The sequence below is a fragment of the Frateuria hangzhouensis genome, from assembly GCF_026410505.1.
GTDB classification, from domain to species: Bacteria; Pseudomonadota; Gammaproteobacteria; order Xanthomonadales; family Rhodanobacteraceae; genus Frateuria_A; species Frateuria_A hangzhouensis.
Genome location: NZ_JAPMIU010000014.1, coordinates 34,005 through 49,626, shown reverse-complemented (window position 1 = coordinate 49,626; position 15,622 = coordinate 34,005). Strand labels below are relative to the sequence as shown.

The window sequence follows — 15,622 nt, the reverse complement described above, 5'->3', positions numbered from 1 at the left end:
GAAACACCCAAAGCTTCCGACGCCCACTGCAGGAGCCCACTTGTGGGCGATGCTTTCGGCGGGTGCAATCAGGCGTAAGGCCATCGCCCACAAGTGGGCTCCTGCAGGTTCTTCGCACGGTGGCCTGCCGGGAGCGGTTCGGCGGCCCTGCGGAAGCAACGGGCCTCGTCGTTGACAGGTCTGGCCGCCCGGGCTAGCTTTCCCAATCCCTGCAAAACGACGAGAAGGTGGCCCGCAGTTGCCTGCCGGCCGAGTGTGCGACATGGAAACTACGCCATACTCCAGCTGATCCGCGTGCCAGGCCTGAGCTTGTCGAAGGGCGCTGCGCGCCCTTTTTTGTTGCCCGCTTTCCCCTTCCATTGTTCGCCCGCGCCGGGCGCATCAGGTTTCCATCCATGATCCAGATCACCCTTCCCGACGGCAGCAAGAAGCCGTTCGATCATCCCGTTACCGTGCAGGACGTGGCCGCCTCCATCGGCGCAGGCCTGGCCAAGGCGACGCTCGCCGGCAAGGTCGACGGCAAGCTGGTCGATGCCAGCTGCCCGATCGACCACGACGCCAACCTCGAGATCGTCACCGAGAAGAGCCCCGAGGCGCTGGAGATCCTGCGCCACTCCAGCGCGCACCTGCTGGCCCAGGCCGTGCAGCGGCTGTATCCGGGCGCGCAGGTGACCATCGGGCCGGTGATCGACAACGGCTTCTATTACGACTTCGCCTACGAACGGCCGTTCACGCCCGAGGACCTGGTGAAGATCGAGGCCGAGATGGGGAAAATCGTCAAGGAAGCCCAGCCCGTCACGCGCACGGTCAAGTCGCGCGACGAGGCGGTGGCGTTCTTCCGCGGCCTGGGCGAGACCTACAAGGCCGAGATCATCGAGTCGATCCCGGCCAATGAGGAGCTCTCGCTCTATACCCAGGGCGAGTTCACCGATTTGTGCCGCGGCCCGCACGTGCCCAACACCGGCAAGCTGCGCGCGTTCAAGCTGATGAAGGTGGCCGGCGCCTACTGGCGCGGCGACAGCAACAACGCGATGCTGACCCGCATCTACGGCACCGCCTGGTTGAACGACAAGGACCTCAAGGCCTACCTGCACCAGCTGGAGGAGGCCGAGAAGCGCGACCACCGCAAGATCGGCAAGGCGCTGGACCTGTTCCACCAGCAGGAAGAAAGCCCCGGCATGGTGTTCTGGCACCCCAACGGCTGGGCGATCTGGCAGCAGGTGGAGCAGTATATGCGCGGCGTGTACCGCAAGAGCGGCTACCGGGAAGTGCGCTGCCCGCAGGTGCTGGACGTGTCGCTGTGGAAGAAGTCGGGCCACTGGGACAACTACGCCGAGAACATGTTCTTCACCGAGTCGGAGAAGCACACCTACGCGCTCAAGCCGATGAACTGCCCCGGTCACGTGCAGATCTTCAACACCGGCCTGCACAGCTACCGGGAGCTGCCGATCCGCTACGGCGAGTTCGGCGGCTGCCATCGCAACGAGCCGTCCGGCGCGCTGCACGGCATCATGCGCGTGCGTGCCTTCACCCAGGACGACGGCCACATCTTCTGCACGCCCGAGCAGATCGAGCCGGAAGTGACCGCGTTCCACCAGCAGGCGATGCAGGTCTATACCGACTTCGGCTTCCAGGACATCGCGCTGAAGATCGCGCTGCGCCCGGACAAGCGGATCGGTTCGGACGAGGTGTGGGACCGCGCCGAGGATGCCTTGCGCAAGGCCCTGGCTGCCGCGGGCGTGAAATGGGAGGAACTGCCCGGCGAGGGCGCCTTCTACGGCCCGAAGATCGAATACCACATGAAGGACTCGATCGGACGCGCCTGGCAGGTCGGCACCATGCAGGTCGATTTCATGATGCCCGAGCGCCTGGGTGCCGAATATGTGGACGAAAGCTCGCAGAAGCGCCATCCTGTCATGCTGCACCGGGCCATTGTGGGTTCGATGGAGCGTTTCATCGGCATCCTGATCGAGCACCACGCAGGCCATCTTCCGGCCTGGCTGGCGCCGGTGCAGGCGGCGGTGTTCTCGATTACCGACGCCCAGGCCGGTTATGTCGCCGAAGTGGCGCAAGCCCTTGTCGACAAAGGCTTCCGGGTGGAGGCCGATTTGCGCAACGAAAAGGTCGGCTATAAAATCCGCGAGCATACGTTGCAGAAGGTCCCTTATCTCCTCGTGGTCGGTGATCGCGAGAAGGAAGCGGGGGCCGTTTCCGTGCGTACCCGTTCGGGTGAGGATCTGGGCAGCATGCCGCTGTCCGCCTTCATCGAACGACTTGAGGCCGAAACGCGGCGTTGATGTTCCGCGTGGCCTAATTCGATAACTTCTTCTGGAGGATAGTGGTATCGCTACCACCGACAACAAGGGCAACCGCCGCAACCTCGACATCCGCGTGCCGCGCGTACGCGTGATTGGCGTCGACTCGGAACAGCTCGGCATTCTTTCCCGCGACGAGGCATTGGCGCTCGCGCAGGAAGCGGGCATGGACCTGGTCGAGATCCAGCCCAACGGCGACCCACCGGTCTGCCGGATCATGGATTACGGCAAGTACAAGTTCGAAAACCAGAAGAAGGCGTCCGCCGCCAAGAAGAAGCAGAAGCAGGTCGAGATCAAGGAAGTGAAGTTCCGTCCGGTCACGGACGTGGGCGACTACCAGATCAAGCTGCGCAACATGCTTCGCTTCCTGGAAGAGGGCGACAAGGTCAAGGTCACGATCCGTTTCCGTGGTCGCGAGATGTCCCACCAGGACCTGGGCCAGAACCTGGCTCGCAAGATCCAGGAGGACATCGGCGACAATGGCCAGGTGGAATCCTTCCCCAGGTTGGAAGGGCGCCAGATGGTCATGATGATCGGACCCAAGAAGAAGCAGTAAAGGAAAGGCGGCCGCGAAAGGCCGCCTTTTTTCTTTGCTTCCTGGCGGATGTGCGGGAAAGTCCTCGCAGCCATGATCCGCCCGACGCATCAGACCCCTTTTTCGTAGGAGGTATCGGTGGGTGGCGATGCCCCGCAAGAGGGGTTGACTCCAGCCTCTCCCCGAAGGGAGAGGGAGCCGATTTCGCTCAGCTTTCGAACCGCACCAGCACGGCGTCCGCCTCGACGAACTCACCTTGCATGGCGTTGACGCTCTCGATGGTGCCGGCACGCGGTGCCTTGAGCGCCAGCTCCATCTTCATCGCCTCCATCACCAGCAGCTCCTGGCCTTGCTCGACGCTGTCGCCAGGCTTGGCCTTGACCAGCACGATGCGGCCGGGCATCGGCGCGACCACCTGATTGCCGCCGGCGCTCTCTGTCGAGGCCCAGGCGAACGCGGGAGTGCGCACGAAGCGATAGCGGCGACCGGCGGCGTCGTGCAGCAGTACGCGGCTGTCGTCGATCCGTGCGGGCAGGCGCTGTGCCTCGCCGTCGAATCGGGCGCTCAGGGCATCGGGTTCCAGGCGTGCACCGTGGACCTCGCAAGCCGCCTCGCCATGCTGCAGCCGGTAGTCGCCGCCGTGGCCATGCGCGGTGACCTCGTAGCGCTCCTCGCGCAGCGACAGTGCCACCACGCGCTTGCCGGCGTGGCCAATGCGCCAGGCATCGGCACTGGCCCAGGGCGAGTGCGGATCGGCCGGATTGGTGGTCGCGCTGCGCTCTTCCTGCAGTAATGCCGCGGTGGCCGCGGCGAACAGGACGCGGCCGGCCGGCGGCGCGTCGCCTTCGAGAAACTCGTCAAGGTGCCGGTCGAGGTAGCCGGTATCGATGCGGCCTTTCACCACTGCCGGGTGGCGGGCCAGGCGCTCAAGGAAGGCGATGTTGGATTTGGGCCCGACGATCTCGCATTGGGTCAGCGCCTCGCGCAGCCGCTCCAGCGCCTGTGGGCGATTGATGTCCCACACGATCAGCTTGGCGATCATCGGGTCGTAGAAGATCGAAACCGTGTCGCCCTCGACCACGCCGCCGTCGATCCGCACGTGTTTCGATGGAGCCGGCAGCCGCAACCGCACCAGCTTTCCCGAGCTCGGCAGGAAGTTCTGCTCCGGATCCTCCGCGTACAGGCGTACCTCGATGGCATGACCTTGGGCATGGATCTGCTCCTGCATCAGCGGCAGCGGCTGCCCGGCGGCCACGCGCAGTTGCCATTCGACCAGGTCCAGGCCCAACGTTTCCTCGGTGACCGGATGCTCGACCTGCAGGCGCGTGTTCATCTCCATGAAAAAGAACTCGCCGTCGGTACCGACGATGAATTCGACCGTGCCCGCGCCCACGTAATCGACCGCCTTCGCCGCGGCCACCGCCGCCTCGCCCATGGCGCGCCGCCGCTCAGACGTGAGGAACGGCGAGGGCGTCTCTTCCAGCACCTTCTGGTAGCGCCGCTGCGAGGAGCATTCGCGCTCGTTCAAGTGGATCACGTTGCCCTGGGTGTCGCCGAACACCTGGAACTCGATATGCCGCGGATGCTCGACATAGCGCTCGAGGATCACCCGCGTGTCACCGAAGGCATTGGCCGACTCGCGCTGCGCCGAGGCCAGCGCGTCGGCGAATTCGCCTTCATCACGCACGATGCGCATGCCCTTGCCGCCGCCGCCGGACGCCGCCTTGATCATCAGCGGGAAGCCGGTCTTGCGCGCCTGCTCGGCGAGGAACGCAGGCTCCTGGTTGTCGCCGTGGTAACCCGGCACCAGCGGCACCGCATGGTGTTCCATCAGCGCCTTGGCGGCGGCCTTGGAGCCCATCGCGTCGATGCTCTCCGGCTTCGGACCGATGAATACGATGCCGGCCTCGACGCAGGCGCGGGCGAAGCCGGTGTTTTCCGACAGGAAGCCGTAACCGGGATGGATCGCCTGTGCGCCGGCCCGCCTCGCCACCTCCAGGATGGCCTCGCCGCGCAGGTAGGAGTCGGCCGGGCGCGGCCCGCCGATCGGCCAGGCCTCGTCGGCCAGCCGCACGTGCTGGGCGTCCTTGTCGGCCTCCGAGTACACCGCGATGGTGTGGATGCCGAGCCGGCGGCAGGTGCGGATGACGCGGCAGGCGATCTCGCCGCGGTTGGCAATCAGTACGCGCTCGAACATGCAGGGTGAGTCCCGAGTCGATGCAAAGCCCGTAAAGCTAGCAGATATGCGGTGTGTAGCCGATGCGCAGCGCAGCACGGGGCCGCGGGGGAGGGCTATCATTGCCGGCCGCCGCCTGGCATTTCCTGTAGGAGCGCCCTTGGGCGCGACCGGGGCATGGCGGCCGCGCCCGAGGGCGCTCCTACAAGAGCCAGCAGAGACCCGCCTTGAAGAAGTCCGATTTCGATTTCGACCTGCCGCCCGAGCTGATCGCCCAGGCTCCCTTGCCGGAGCGCTCGGCCAGCCGCCTGCTGTGGCTGGACCCGGCCGCATGCACGCTGGAAGACCACCGGTTCCGCGAGTTGCCCTCGTTCCTTCGTCCCGGCGACCTGCTGGTGTTCAACGACACCCGCGTGCTGCCGGCGCGGCTGTACGGGCGCAAGGATTCCGGCGGCGCGGTGGAGATCCTGATCGAGCGCGTCACCGGCGCGCACGAGGCGACGGTGCAGCTGGGCGTGAGCAAGAAGCCCAAGGAGGGCGGGCGGATCGAACTGGGCGATGGCAGCCATGCTACCGTGCTGGGCCGCGAAGGCGCGTTCTTCAAGCTGCGCTTCGAATCCCCGGAGCCGCTGGAAAGGCTGCTCTCGAAGCTCGGCGAAATGCCGCTGCCGCCCTACATCGAACGCCACGCGGATGCGTCCGACCTGGAGCGCTACCAGACCGTCTACGCGCGCGAACCCGGCGCCGTGGCCGCGCCCACCGCCGGGCTGCATTTCGACGAGCCGCTGCTCGCAGGCCTGCGCGAGCTGGGGGTGGATTCCGGCTATGTCACGCTGCACGTGGGTGCCGGCACGTTCCAGCCGATGCGGGTGGAAGATGTCCACCAGCACACCATGCACCGGGAGTGGCTGAACGTCGGCGCTGCGCTGGTGGAGAAGGTGCGCCGCACGCGGGCGGCCGGCGGGCGGGTGATCGCGGTGGGCACCACGGTGGTGCGGGCGCTGGAGAGCGCGACGAAGGACGGCCAGTTGCACCCGTTCGCGGGCGAGACGCAGATCTTCATCTTCCCGGGTTATCGCATCACCAGCATCGATGGGTTGATCACCAATTTCCACCTGCCGCAGTCGACCTTGTTGATGCTGGTGTCGGCGCTGGCAGGACGGGAGTTCATGCTGGAGGCGTACCGGCATGCGGTGCGCGAGCGGTACCGGTTCTTCTCCTATGGCGACGCCATGCTGATCCTGCCGCGCGCTTGATCTCCTATCCGCCGGATCCGTAGGGTGGGCTTCAGCCCACCAGGCACGTGCATGGCCAGGGGCGGTGGGCTGAAGCCCACCCTACGACGCGCGTGAACCGGCGGGCAGAAGCGCGGCGATGCGATAATGCCGCGATGACTTCCATGACTTTCGAGCTCCTCGCCCGCGACGGCACCGCCCGCCGCGGCCGCCTGGCCTTCGCCCGCGGCACCATCGAGACCCCCGCCTTCATGCCCGTGGGCACTTACGGCTCGGTCAAGGCGATGACGCCGCGCGACATCACCGAGATCGGTGCACAGATCATCCTGGGCAACACGTTCCACCTCTACCTGCGGCCCGGGCTGGAGATCGTGGAAAAGTTCGGCGGGCTGCACCGCTTCATCGGCTGGAACAAACCGATCCTCACCGATTCGGGCGGTTTCCAGGTGTTCTCGCTGGCGCACAAGCGCAAGCTGGCCGAGGAGGGCGTGACCTTCGCCTCGCCGGTGGACGGCTCCAAGGTTTTCCTGTCGCCGGAAGTGTCGATGAAGATCCAGAAGACGCTGGATTCGGACATCGCCATGATCTTCGACGAATGCACGCCGTACCCGGCGACCGAACAGCAGGCGGCCGACTCGATGGCGATGTCGTTGCGGTGGGCCGAGCGCTCGCGGCGCGCGTTCGACGAGCTGGGGAACCCCAATTCGCTGTTCGGCATCGTCCAGGGCGGCGTGTACGAGCCGCTGCGCCGTCGCTCGGCCGAGGGCCTGGTGGGCATCGGTTTCGACGGTTACGCGGTCGGCGGCCTGGCCGTGGGCGAGCCCGAAGACGAGCGCAACCGCACCCTGGATTTCACCGTGGCGATGCTGCCACGGGACAAGCCTCGGTACCTGATGGGCGTGGGTCGACCGGAGGACATCGTCGAGGCGGTGCGCCGCGGTATCGACATGTTCGACTGCGTGATGCCCACCCGCAACGCGCGCAACGGTTTCCTGTTCGTGCCCGAAGGCACCCTGCGTATCCGCAATGCCAAGTACGCCGACGACACGCGGGTGATCGAGGAGGGCTGCGACTGCTACGCCTGCGCCAACGGCTTCTCGCGCGCCTACCTGCGGCACCTCGACCGATGCAACGAGATTCTCGCCAGCCAGCTGGCTACCCACCACAACCTGCGCCATTACCAGCGCTTGATGGCCGGGCTGCGCGAGGCGATCGCCGCCGGAGCGCTGGAGGACTTCGTCGCCGCGTTCTACGCCCGCCGGCGGGGGGCCGCGGCGTAGGAGCGCGCTTGGGCGCGGCCGCCATGATGGCCACACCCGGGAGCTCGCGTATGGCGGAGATGGCGGCCGCGCCCAAGTGCGCTCCTACAGTACCGAGGGAACTTCCCGCCGCGGCCGTTTACCAAGGCGCGGAGCTTGCAAACGCAGCCACCCGCCGCCATGCAGGAACGCGTGAACGCTCCGTGCATGCCCTTGGGCCGCATGGCATAATCCAAGACCTTTTTCGGGCGCGGGCAGAAATCCCTGTCCACGCCGCTACTTGCAGGATGAAACGATGAGCCTTCCGATGTCCCTGGTGATCGCCCAGGCCGCCCCCGCCGCCGCGCCGGGCAACCCGCTTTTCAGCTTCCTGCCGCTGATCGCGCTGTTCGTCATCTTCTATTTCCTGATGATCCGCCCGCAGATGAAGCGCCAGAAGGAACACCGCAACATGGTCTCGGCGCTGGCCAAGGGCGACGAGGTGGTGACCAACGGCGGCATGGCCGGTCGCGTGGAAGAGGTGGGCGAGAGCTTCCTGACCGTCGAGATCGCGCCGAACGTGAAGGTCAAGCTGCAGAAGGGCGCCATTTCCCAGGTGCTGCCCAAGGGCTCGCTGAAGGCCTCCTGATCAGGCCGACCCAGGCCATCCGCCGCGGCCGAGGGGGCCGCGGCCTTCGAAGTAACGAGAACGGGCTTCCCAGGCATGAGTGACTTTCCACGCTGGAAATACGCGCTGGTCGCGTTGGTATTGCTGTTCGGCATCATCTACGCGCTGCCCAACGCCTTCCCGCCGGTACCGTCGGTGCAGGTGCTCGCCACCCACGGCGCGCCGCTCGATGCCTCGGTCAAGCAGAAGGTGGCCGATGCGCTGACCGCGCAGAAGGTGGCCTACAGCGGGCTGGAGATCGACGGTGACCACCTGGTCGCCGACTTCCCCAACGCCGACGTGCAGGCCAAGGCGGCCGACGTCGTCAAGGCCGCGCTGGGCGACGATTACACCGTGGCGCTCAACCTGGCCTCGACCGTGCCGGGATGGCTGCGCGCCATCCACGCCAATTCGATGCCGCTGGGCCTGGACCTTCAGGGCGGCGTGCACTTCCTGATGGCGGTCGACCAGAACGCCGTCGTCGACAAGCAGGAAGAGCGTTATGCCGACGACATCCGCGCCCTGCTGCGCGAGAAGAACATCCGCTACGAGTCGCTGACCCGCAGCTCCCAGCGCGGGCAGGGCATCAACGTGGTGCTGCGCTCGGCTGCCGACCGCAGCGCGGCGACCGACGCGATCGCCATCGACTATCCGGACCTGCTGGTGCAGGAACGCAGCAGCACCGGCGACCGCTTCCCGCTCAACGTGACCGTCAAGCCGGAGAAACTGCGCGAGCTGGCGCTGGCCACCATCCGCCAGAACACCGCCACGCTGCGCAACCGCATCAATGCGCTGGGCGTCTCCGAGCCGGTCATCCAGCAGCAGGGCGAAGACCAGATCGTGGTCGAACTGGCCGGCGTGCAGAACCCGGCCGAGGCCAAGAAGGTGATCGGCGCCATCGCCACGCTGGAATATCGCGCCGGCATCGGCTATCCCGGCGACCCGCGCGCCGTCGAGGCCGCGCGCACCGGCAACGTTCCGCCGGACGCCAATCTGTACTACGAGCGCGGCAGCAACCTGCCGGTGCTGGTCAGCAAGCGCATCATCGTCACCGGCGACGAACTGGCCGACGCCGCTTCGGGCATCGACCAGCAGAGCGGCACGCCCAAGGTGGACGTCACCCTGAGCGCGTCCGGCGCCAAGAAGATGCTCGACTTCACCAGCGCCAACGTCGGCAAGCCGATGGCGGTGGTCTACGTGGAGACTGTCTACGACACCAAGATCGTCGACGGCAAGGAAGTCCACATTCCGCACACCACCCAGGAGGTCATCAGTGACGCGACCATCCAGGGCGTGTTCGGCAAGCAGTTCCAGACCACCGGCCTGAACAGCCCGAAGGAAGCCTCCGAGCTGGCGCTGCTGCTCAAGGGGGGCTCGCTGGCCGCGCCGATGAACATCGCCTCGCAGTCCGTGATCGGCCCGAGCATGGGCCAGGACAACATCGAGAAGGGCCTGCGCGCGGTATTGCTGGGCCTGGGCCTGGTGCTGCTGGCCGCGGCGATCTATTACCACCTGTTCGGCCTGGTGGCCGACATCGCGCTGTTCTTCAACCTGGTGATCCTGGTCGCGGTGATGTCGATGATCGGCGTGACCCTGACCATGCCGGGCATCGCCGGCATCGTGCTGACCCTGGGCATGGCGATCGATGCCAACGTGCTGATCTGCGAGCGCGTGCGCGAGGAACTGCGCAACGGCTCCAGCCCGCACGCCTCGATCCGCGCCGGCTACGAAAAGGCCTGGGCGACCATTCTCGATGCCAACGTCACCCACCTGATCGCCGCGCTGGCGCTGACCACGATGGGCTCGGGTCCGATCAAGGGCTTCGGCGTGACGCTGCTGATCGGCATCCTGACCTCGATGTTCACCTCGGTCACCGTGACCCACGCGATCACCGCGTTGATCCACGGCAATCGCAAGCTCAAGACCCTTTCGGTGTAAGGGGCGGGACACGCAATGGAAATCTTCAACCACAACAGCAATGTTCCGTTCCTGCACTGGCGCAAGATCAGCACCGTCATCGCCGCCGTGCTGATGATCGCCTCGATCGCGCTGCTGTTCACCCGCGGCCTCAACTACGGCCTGGACTTCACCGGCGGCATCTCGGTCGAGGTCAAGTACGAGCGTGCGGTCGACGTCGGCGACGTGCGTCGCGCGCTGGACGAGGGCGGTATCGAAAATCCGGTGGTGCAGAGCCTGGGTGGTTCGCGGCAGGTGTTGATCCGCCTGCAGCCGAAGAAGGTGGAAGGTGACGCGGCCGCGGCCGGCGAGAGCGCCTCCACTCGCGCCGACAAGGTGGCCGCCAGCGTGATGGCGGCGCTGAAGAAGGATCGCCCGGACGCTACCGAGAACAGCCACAGCTTCGTCAGCCCGCAGGTGGGCGACGAGCTCAAGAGCGATGGCTCGATCGCGGCGATCTTCGTGATGATCGGCATCGGCGTGTACCTGTGGATCCGCTTCGAGCGCCGTTTCGCCATCGCCGCGCTGCTCACCGAGGTGCACGACACGCTGGTGACGCTGGGCGTGATCTCGCTGGTGCAGCGCGAGTTCGACCTGACCGTGCTGGCCTCGGTGCTGGCGGTGATCGGCTACTCGATCAACGACAAGGTGGTGGTGTTCGACCGTATCCGCGAGTTGTTCCGGTTGTCCCGCAAGGCCGAGCCGGAAGAGATCCTCAACCGCTCGATCAACACCACGCTGTCGCGAACCATCATCACGTCGCTGTTCACCGGCATCACCATGGCGGCGCTGTACTTTTTCGGTGGCCCGCAGGTGCACGGTTTTGCGATCACCATGTTGATCGGCATCGTGGTCGGCACCTTGTCCTCGATCTTCGTGGCGAGCCCGATCCTGCTGTGGCTGGGCGTGTCCAAGAAGGACCTGATGCCGCAGACCAAGGACAATCCGGAGCTGGCGCGCCGGCCTTGAGTTTCCCGGTACGGGATTGGAAAAGCCCGGCTTCGTGCCGGGCTTTTTTGTGGCGTCGCTCGAGAGCCGCCGCTCTGCTCCCTCTCCCCTCCGGGAGAGGGCTGGGGTGAGGGGCCGGGGCTCGCGGGAATGTCGGCAAGGGCGCTGTGCCGTTTGTCGCATTGGCCGCGTCCTTCCTAGACCTGGCTCGCCTGCGGCGGGCTTTCGATCGCCTGTCGGCGCTCGAGTCACTTTTCTTTGCGGACCCAAAGAAAAGTAACCAAAAGAAAGGGTCTGGTGGAGCGCGGGGAGAGAGAAGAGCTAGGCGCCCTCTCGCCTTGCCTGGCTTGCGCCTGCTCATAGAGGAGCTGCCGCCGCTTTACCGCGGTCGCTCGGGAGCTGCGTGCTCTGCTCCCTCTCCCCTCCGGGGAGAGGGCTGGGGTGAGGGGCCGGGGCTCGCCGGAATGTGGCAATGACGTTGTTTGGCTCGCCGTTCTTGCGCGGTGCTTCCGCGACCTGGCCCGCATGCGGCGGGCTTTCGATCGCCTGTCGGCGCTCGAGTCACTTTTCTTTGCGGACCCAAAGAAAAGTAACCAAAAGAAAGGGTCTGTGGAGCGCGGGGTGGGAGAAGAGCTAGGTGCCTTCTTGCCTTGCCTGGCGGGCGCCTGCTCGTAGAGGAGCTGCCGCCGCTTTACCGCGGTCGCTCGGGAGCCGCGTGCTCTGCTCCCTCTCCCCTCCGGGGAGAGGGCTGGGGTGAGGGGCCGGGGCTCGCGGGGATGCGGGCAGGAACGTTGCTGCTCTTGCGCGGCCTTTCCGCCACTTGGCTCGCCTGCGCCGGGCTTCTTCGGTTGGGCGGTTGCCGGTGGCCGACAAGTCGCCGCGGTCGGGCGATGAACCTAAATTTTTTTGTTGCCGAACCGATAACCCGGAATGCTGCCAGGCCTCGTGCCGCCGGAGTGTTGGACATGTTGGTTTTGGTTGGTTCGTTGATCGTGCTGGGCTGCGTGCTCGGTGGTTATGTGATGTCGCACGGCAAGCTGCTGGCGCTGTGGCAGCCGTATGAGTTGCTGATCATCTTCGGTGGCGCGATCGGCGCCTTCCTGGCGGCCAATCCCGGCAAGATCGTCAAGGCCGCGCTGAGTGACGTGGGCAGCCTGCTGAAGGGTCCGAAGTACCGCAAGCAGGACTACGTGGATCTGCTGGCGCTGCTGTACGACATCTTCGGCGTGATGCGCAAGGAAGGCGTGCTCGGCATGGAGCCGCACATCGAGGACCCGCAATCGAGTCCGGTCTTCTCGGCTTATCCGCGTCTGCTGGGCGAGCACCACCTGGTCGAGTTCATTACCGATTGCCTGCGCCTGATCGTCGGCGGCAGCATGGAGGCGCATGAGCTGGAGGCGCTGCTGGACGCCGAAGTCGACAACCATCACCACGAAGCCGAGGCACCCGCGCAGGCGGTGGCCAAGATGGCCGATGCGCTGCCGGGCTTCGGCATCGTGGCGGCGGTGCTGGGCATCGTCACCACCATGTCCAACCTGGGCGGCGACACCTCGCAGATCGGTGCGCACATCGCCGGCGCGCTGGTTGGCACGTTCCTGGGCATTCTGCTCTGCTACGGCTTCATCGGCCCACTGGCGGCGGCGATGGAGAGCCGCGTGCGAGAGGACGGCAAGGCCTTCGAGTGCGTCAAGGTGGCGCTGCTGGCCAACATGCGCGGCTACAACCCCAAGGTGTCGGTGGAGTTCGCGCGCAAGGTGCTGTCGGCCCATTCGCGACCCAACTTCCAGGATCTCGAGGATCACCTCAAGGGCGCGCGCGCCGGAGCCGGTGCATGAGCGAGGGGGGCGGCCCGCCGATCATCATCAAGCGGGTGAAGAAGCAGGCGCATGGCCATCACGGTGGCGCCTGGAAGGTCGCCTACGCGGACTTCGTCACCGCGATGATGGCGTTCTTCCTGGTGATGTGGATCCTCGGCGCCGGCACGCGTGAGCAGAAGGCGGCCATTTCCGAGTACTTCCGCAACCCCAGCATGACCCCGGGCAACGCCACGGTCGCACCGCCGGGCCAGATGGGCCCCGGTGGCGCCAGTGACGCGGCCGTGCAGCTGGGCGGCGCTATGGATCTGTCCCATGGCCCGGGCAAGGACCGCCACAACGGCCCGTCGGCCCCGGTGTCCAAGGAGGCGCTCGAGCAGCGTGCCCGCGCGCAGGAAAAGGCACGGCTGCAGGAACTGATGGAGCAGTTGCACGCGGCCATCCAGAACAGCCAGGCGCTGGCGCCATTCAAGGACCAGTTGCTGCTGGACATCACCTCCGAAGGGTTGCGCATCCAGATCGTCGACAAGCTCAACCGCCCGATGTTCGACCTGGGCAGCGCGCAGCTGAAGGACTACACGCGCGCCATCCTCGGCGAGCTGGGCGATTTTATCAATCGCGTGCCCAACCGCATCAGCATCACCGGCCACACCGACGACGCGCCGTACGCCGACGAGCGCGACTACAGCAACTGGGAGCTGTCCACCGATCGCGCCAATGCCGCGCGCCGCGCTTTACTGGCCGGCGGCATGCTCGATGGAAAGACTGCCCGCGTGCTCGGGCTGGCCGCCTCGGTGCCGCTGGACAAGGCCCATCCGGCCAACCCGATCAACCGGCGCATCAGCATCATCGTGATGACCAAAGCGGCCGAGGCGGCGGCATTGTCGCAGGACGTGGTCGACATCCGCCCGCCGTTGCCCGGCAAGGCGCCCACGGCGGCCACGCAAGCCGCGCCGGCGCCGACCGCGGACATCGTCCCGCCCGCGGCGGAACCGACGCAGGGCGCGCCCCCCGGCAACCTCATTCCCGCCAGCGAGCCCGTAGCGATCACGGCGCTGCCGATCCCGCCGACGCTGCGTCCCGCGGGTCGCTGAGCTTTCGGCGCCTACCCACCGCCGCTCCTGCAAGGGATCGGGCCAGCGGGTAATAAGGGTTGCCTACAGGAGGACGCCCGGCTCCGCTGCCACCTCCGGCAACGGCACGGCGATGTGGCAGGCCAGGCCGCTTTCGCGGTAGTCGATGCAGACGGCGCCGTTGCGTGAGGGGTTGAGGCTGCGTTCGATCAGCCGCGTGCCGAACCCCTTGCGCTCCGGCGGGCGCACGGAAGGGCCGCCATGTTCGACCCAGTCCAGGTAAAGCACGCGCCGGCCGTCGGCTTCGCCCAGCCGCCAGTGGATGCGCACGCCGCCGCCGCGGTTGCCCAGCGCGCCGTACTTGATCGCGTTGGTGGCCAGCTCGTGCAGCGCCATGGCGAAGGACAGCGCGTTCTGCGGCGACAGCCGCACGCGGGGCCCCTCGATGTCGAAACGCTCGCTGCCGCGGAAATTGTGCGATCGCGCCATCTGTTCGACCAGGTCGCCCAGCAGGGCACTGAGCCAGTGCTCGCGGGTCAGCACGTCGTGCGCGTGCGAGAGCGAGATCAGGCGCGCGTTGAACACCTCGGCCGCACTTTCCACCGACGGAGCCCCGCTGAACGATTGCGCGGCGAGCGACTGCACGATGGCCAGGGTGTTCTTCACCCGGTGATTGAGTTCGTTGATCATCGTGCGCTGCTGCTGCTCGGACAGCTTGCGCTCCTGCACGTCGACCATCAGGCCGGCGAAGCAGGTCGGTTTCCCGTTCGGGTCCTGCTCGCAGCGTCCGGAGGCTTCGACCCACAGGTAAGTGTCGTCCGGCTGGCGGATGCGGTACTGGCAGCGGTAGGGCGCGCCCTGCAGGCTTTCGCGGATGCGCGCCTCCACTTCCGGCCGGTCGCGCGGGTGGATGCGCTCGGTGAAAACATCGATCGGCACGCCGGCGGCCGCCTGGGCCGGATCGATCGAAAAGGTGCGTGCGAAGCGGCTGTCGGCGGTGACACGGTCGGCCTGGATGTCCCACAACCAGGTGCCGATCACCGCGCCGGCATCGAGCGCGAGCTCGACCTGTTCGCGGGCGCGATGGTACGCGCGCTCGGCATTCACGCGGGCGGTGGTTTCCACCACGGTGGCCAGGAAGCCGCGCGGCGCACCGTCGCCGTCGCGCAGCGGGGTGTAGTCCAGGTCCAGCCAGACCTCCTCGGCATGGCCGTGGCGGAACAGCACCAGCGGCTGGTCCTTGTAGGACAGCGGCCGGCCCGCCAGCGTCGTGTCCAGCACGTGCTGGTTGAACTCGGCCACTTCGGGCCAGGCCGCCAGCACATTGAGGCCGAGCAGGTACGGATGGCGTCCGCCAGCGAATACGGCGTAGGCGTCGTTGTAGACCAGTTGGGCGTCCGGGCCCCAGGCCATCACCATCGGCAGGTTGGAGGACAGGATGATGTCGACCACGGTACGCAACGCCTGCGGCCACGATGCCATCGGCCCCAGCGCGGTAGCGCCCCAGTCGTAGCTGCGCACGCGCTGCGCCATCCCTGGATCGGCTTGCATCCGTTGGTTATCGTCCATGGGCCGCATGTTCGTCGGTTTTGTTTTCTTCCACTATAGGCGCGCGCCATGCACGGCACGTCATCGCAGCACCCGGAACACGGGAGCCTGCCTGCC

At 66.5% G+C, this 15,622-nt stretch carries 11 protein-coding genes; 9 read left to right on the top strand and 2 right to left on the bottom strand.

Features of this window, described 5'->3' with window-relative positions; translation table 11 throughout:
- Positions 1–395: 395 nt before the first annotated feature.
- Together thrS and infC are read left to right on the top strand one after the other, a co-directional pair.
- Complete coding sequence (gene thrS, locus OSC30_RS14015; RefSeq protein ID WP_267172488.1) at positions 396–2,297, top strand: threonine--tRNA ligase; 1,902 nt, start codon at positions 396–398, stop codon at positions 2,295–2,297.
- Positions 2,298–2,343: 46 nt separating this feature from the next.
- Positions 2,344–2,871, top strand: coding sequence for a translation initiation factor IF-3 (gene infC / locus OSC30_RS14010; protein WP_425474757.1), 528 nt, complete (start codon positions 2,344–2,346; stop codon positions 2,869–2,871).
- A 187-nt stretch (positions 2,872–3,058) separates the two neighbouring features.
- Here the strand turns inward: infC and OSC30_RS14005 are convergent, their stop codons facing one another.
- A complete protein-coding gene (locus tag OSC30_RS14005) occupies positions 3,059–5,047 on the bottom strand; it encodes an acetyl-CoA carboxylase biotin carboxylase subunit (RefSeq protein WP_267172487.1) in 1,989 nt (662 codons plus the stop codon).
- 206 nt (positions 5,048–5,253) lie between these two features.
- Between OSC30_RS14005 and queA the strand changes: the two genes are divergently transcribed.
- From queA to motB, 7 genes are all read left to right on the top strand, one after another.
- Entirely contained in the window at positions 5,254–6,282 is a 1,029-nt protein-coding gene (gene queA / locus OSC30_RS14000; RefSeq protein ID WP_267172486.1) for a tRNA preQ1(34) S-adenosylmethionine ribosyltransferase-isomerase QueA, read from the top strand.
- A 134-nt stretch (positions 6,283–6,416) separates the two neighbouring features.
- Entirely contained in the window at positions 6,417–7,541 is a 1,125-nt protein-coding gene (gene tgt / locus OSC30_RS13995; protein ID WP_267172485.1) for a tRNA guanosine(34) transglycosylase Tgt, read from the top strand.
- A gap of 274 nt (positions 7,542–7,815) precedes the next feature.
- Positions 7,816–8,148, top strand: a complete 333-nt coding sequence (yajC, locus tag OSC30_RS13990) for a preprotein translocase subunit YajC (protein WP_267172484.1) — start codon at positions 7,816–7,818, stop codon at positions 8,146–8,148.
- A 75-nt stretch (positions 8,149–8,223) separates the two neighbouring features.
- A complete protein-coding gene (gene secD / locus OSC30_RS13985; RefSeq protein WP_267172483.1) occupies positions 8,224–10,104 on the top strand; it encodes a protein translocase subunit SecD in 1,881 nt (626 codons plus the stop codon).
- Positions 10,105–10,119: 15 nt separating this feature from the next.
- Positions 10,120–11,091 (top strand): protein translocase subunit SecF, encoded by a 972-nt coding sequence (gene secF, locus OSC30_RS13980; protein WP_267172482.1) that lies wholly within the window; start codon positions 10,120–10,122, stop codon positions 11,089–11,091.
- A gap of 944 nt (positions 11,092–12,035) precedes the next feature.
- Positions 12,036–12,905 carry a flagellar motor stator protein MotA gene (gene motA / locus OSC30_RS13975; RefSeq protein ID WP_267172481.1) on the top strand — a complete coding sequence of 290 codons (870 nt, stop codon included), beginning with the start codon at positions 12,036–12,038 and terminating at the stop codon, positions 12,903–12,905.
- Complete coding sequence (gene motB / locus OSC30_RS13970) at positions 12,902–13,978, top strand: flagellar motor protein MotB (protein ID WP_267172480.1); 1,077 nt, start codon at positions 12,902–12,904, stop codon at positions 13,976–13,978. The genes motA and motB overlap by 4 nt, the downstream gene beginning before the upstream one ends.
- Positions 13,979–14,041: 63 nt before the next feature.
- Here motB and OSC30_RS13965 read toward each other — a convergent pair whose 3' ends face one another.
- Positions 14,042–15,526, bottom strand: a complete 1,485-nt coding sequence (locus OSC30_RS13965) for a sensor histidine kinase (protein ID WP_267172479.1) — start codon at positions 15,524–15,526, stop codon at positions 14,042–14,044.
- Between the last annotated feature and the right edge of the window lie 96 nt (positions 15,527–15,622).

Bases quoted from the DNA above. Each gene is read 5' to 3' on its own strand.
- thrS (WP_267172488.1), top strand. From the start codon at position 396: ATGATCCAGATCACCCTTCCCGACGGCAGCAAGAAGCCGTTCGATCAT.
- OSC30_RS14005 (WP_267172487.1), bottom strand. From the start codon at position 5,047: ATGTTCGAGCGCGTACTGATTGCCAACCGCGGCGAGATCGCCTGCCGC.
- motB (WP_267172480.1), top strand. From the start codon at position 12,902: ATGAGCGAGGGGGGCGGCCCGCCGATCATCATCAAGCGGGTGAAGAAG.
- secD (WP_267172483.1), top strand. From the start codon at position 8,224: ATGAGTGACTTTCCACGCTGGAAATACGCGCTGGTCGCGTTGGTATTG.
- secF (WP_267172482.1), top strand. From the start codon at position 10,120: ATGGAAATCTTCAACCACAACAGCAATGTTCCGTTCCTGCACTGGCGC.
- yajC (WP_267172484.1), top strand. From the start codon at position 7,816: ATGAGCCTTCCGATGTCCCTGGTGATCGCCCAGGCCGCCCCCGCCGCC.
- tgt (WP_267172485.1), top strand. From the start codon at position 6,417: ATGACTTCCATGACTTTCGAGCTCCTCGCCCGCGACGGCACCGCCCGC.
- OSC30_RS13965 (WP_267172479.1), bottom strand. From the start codon at position 15,526: ATGGACGATAACCAACGGATGCAAGCCGATCCAGGGATGGCGCAGCGC.
- motA (WP_267172481.1), top strand. From the start codon at position 12,036: ATGTTGGTTTTGGTTGGTTCGTTGATCGTGCTGGGCTGCGTGCTCGGT.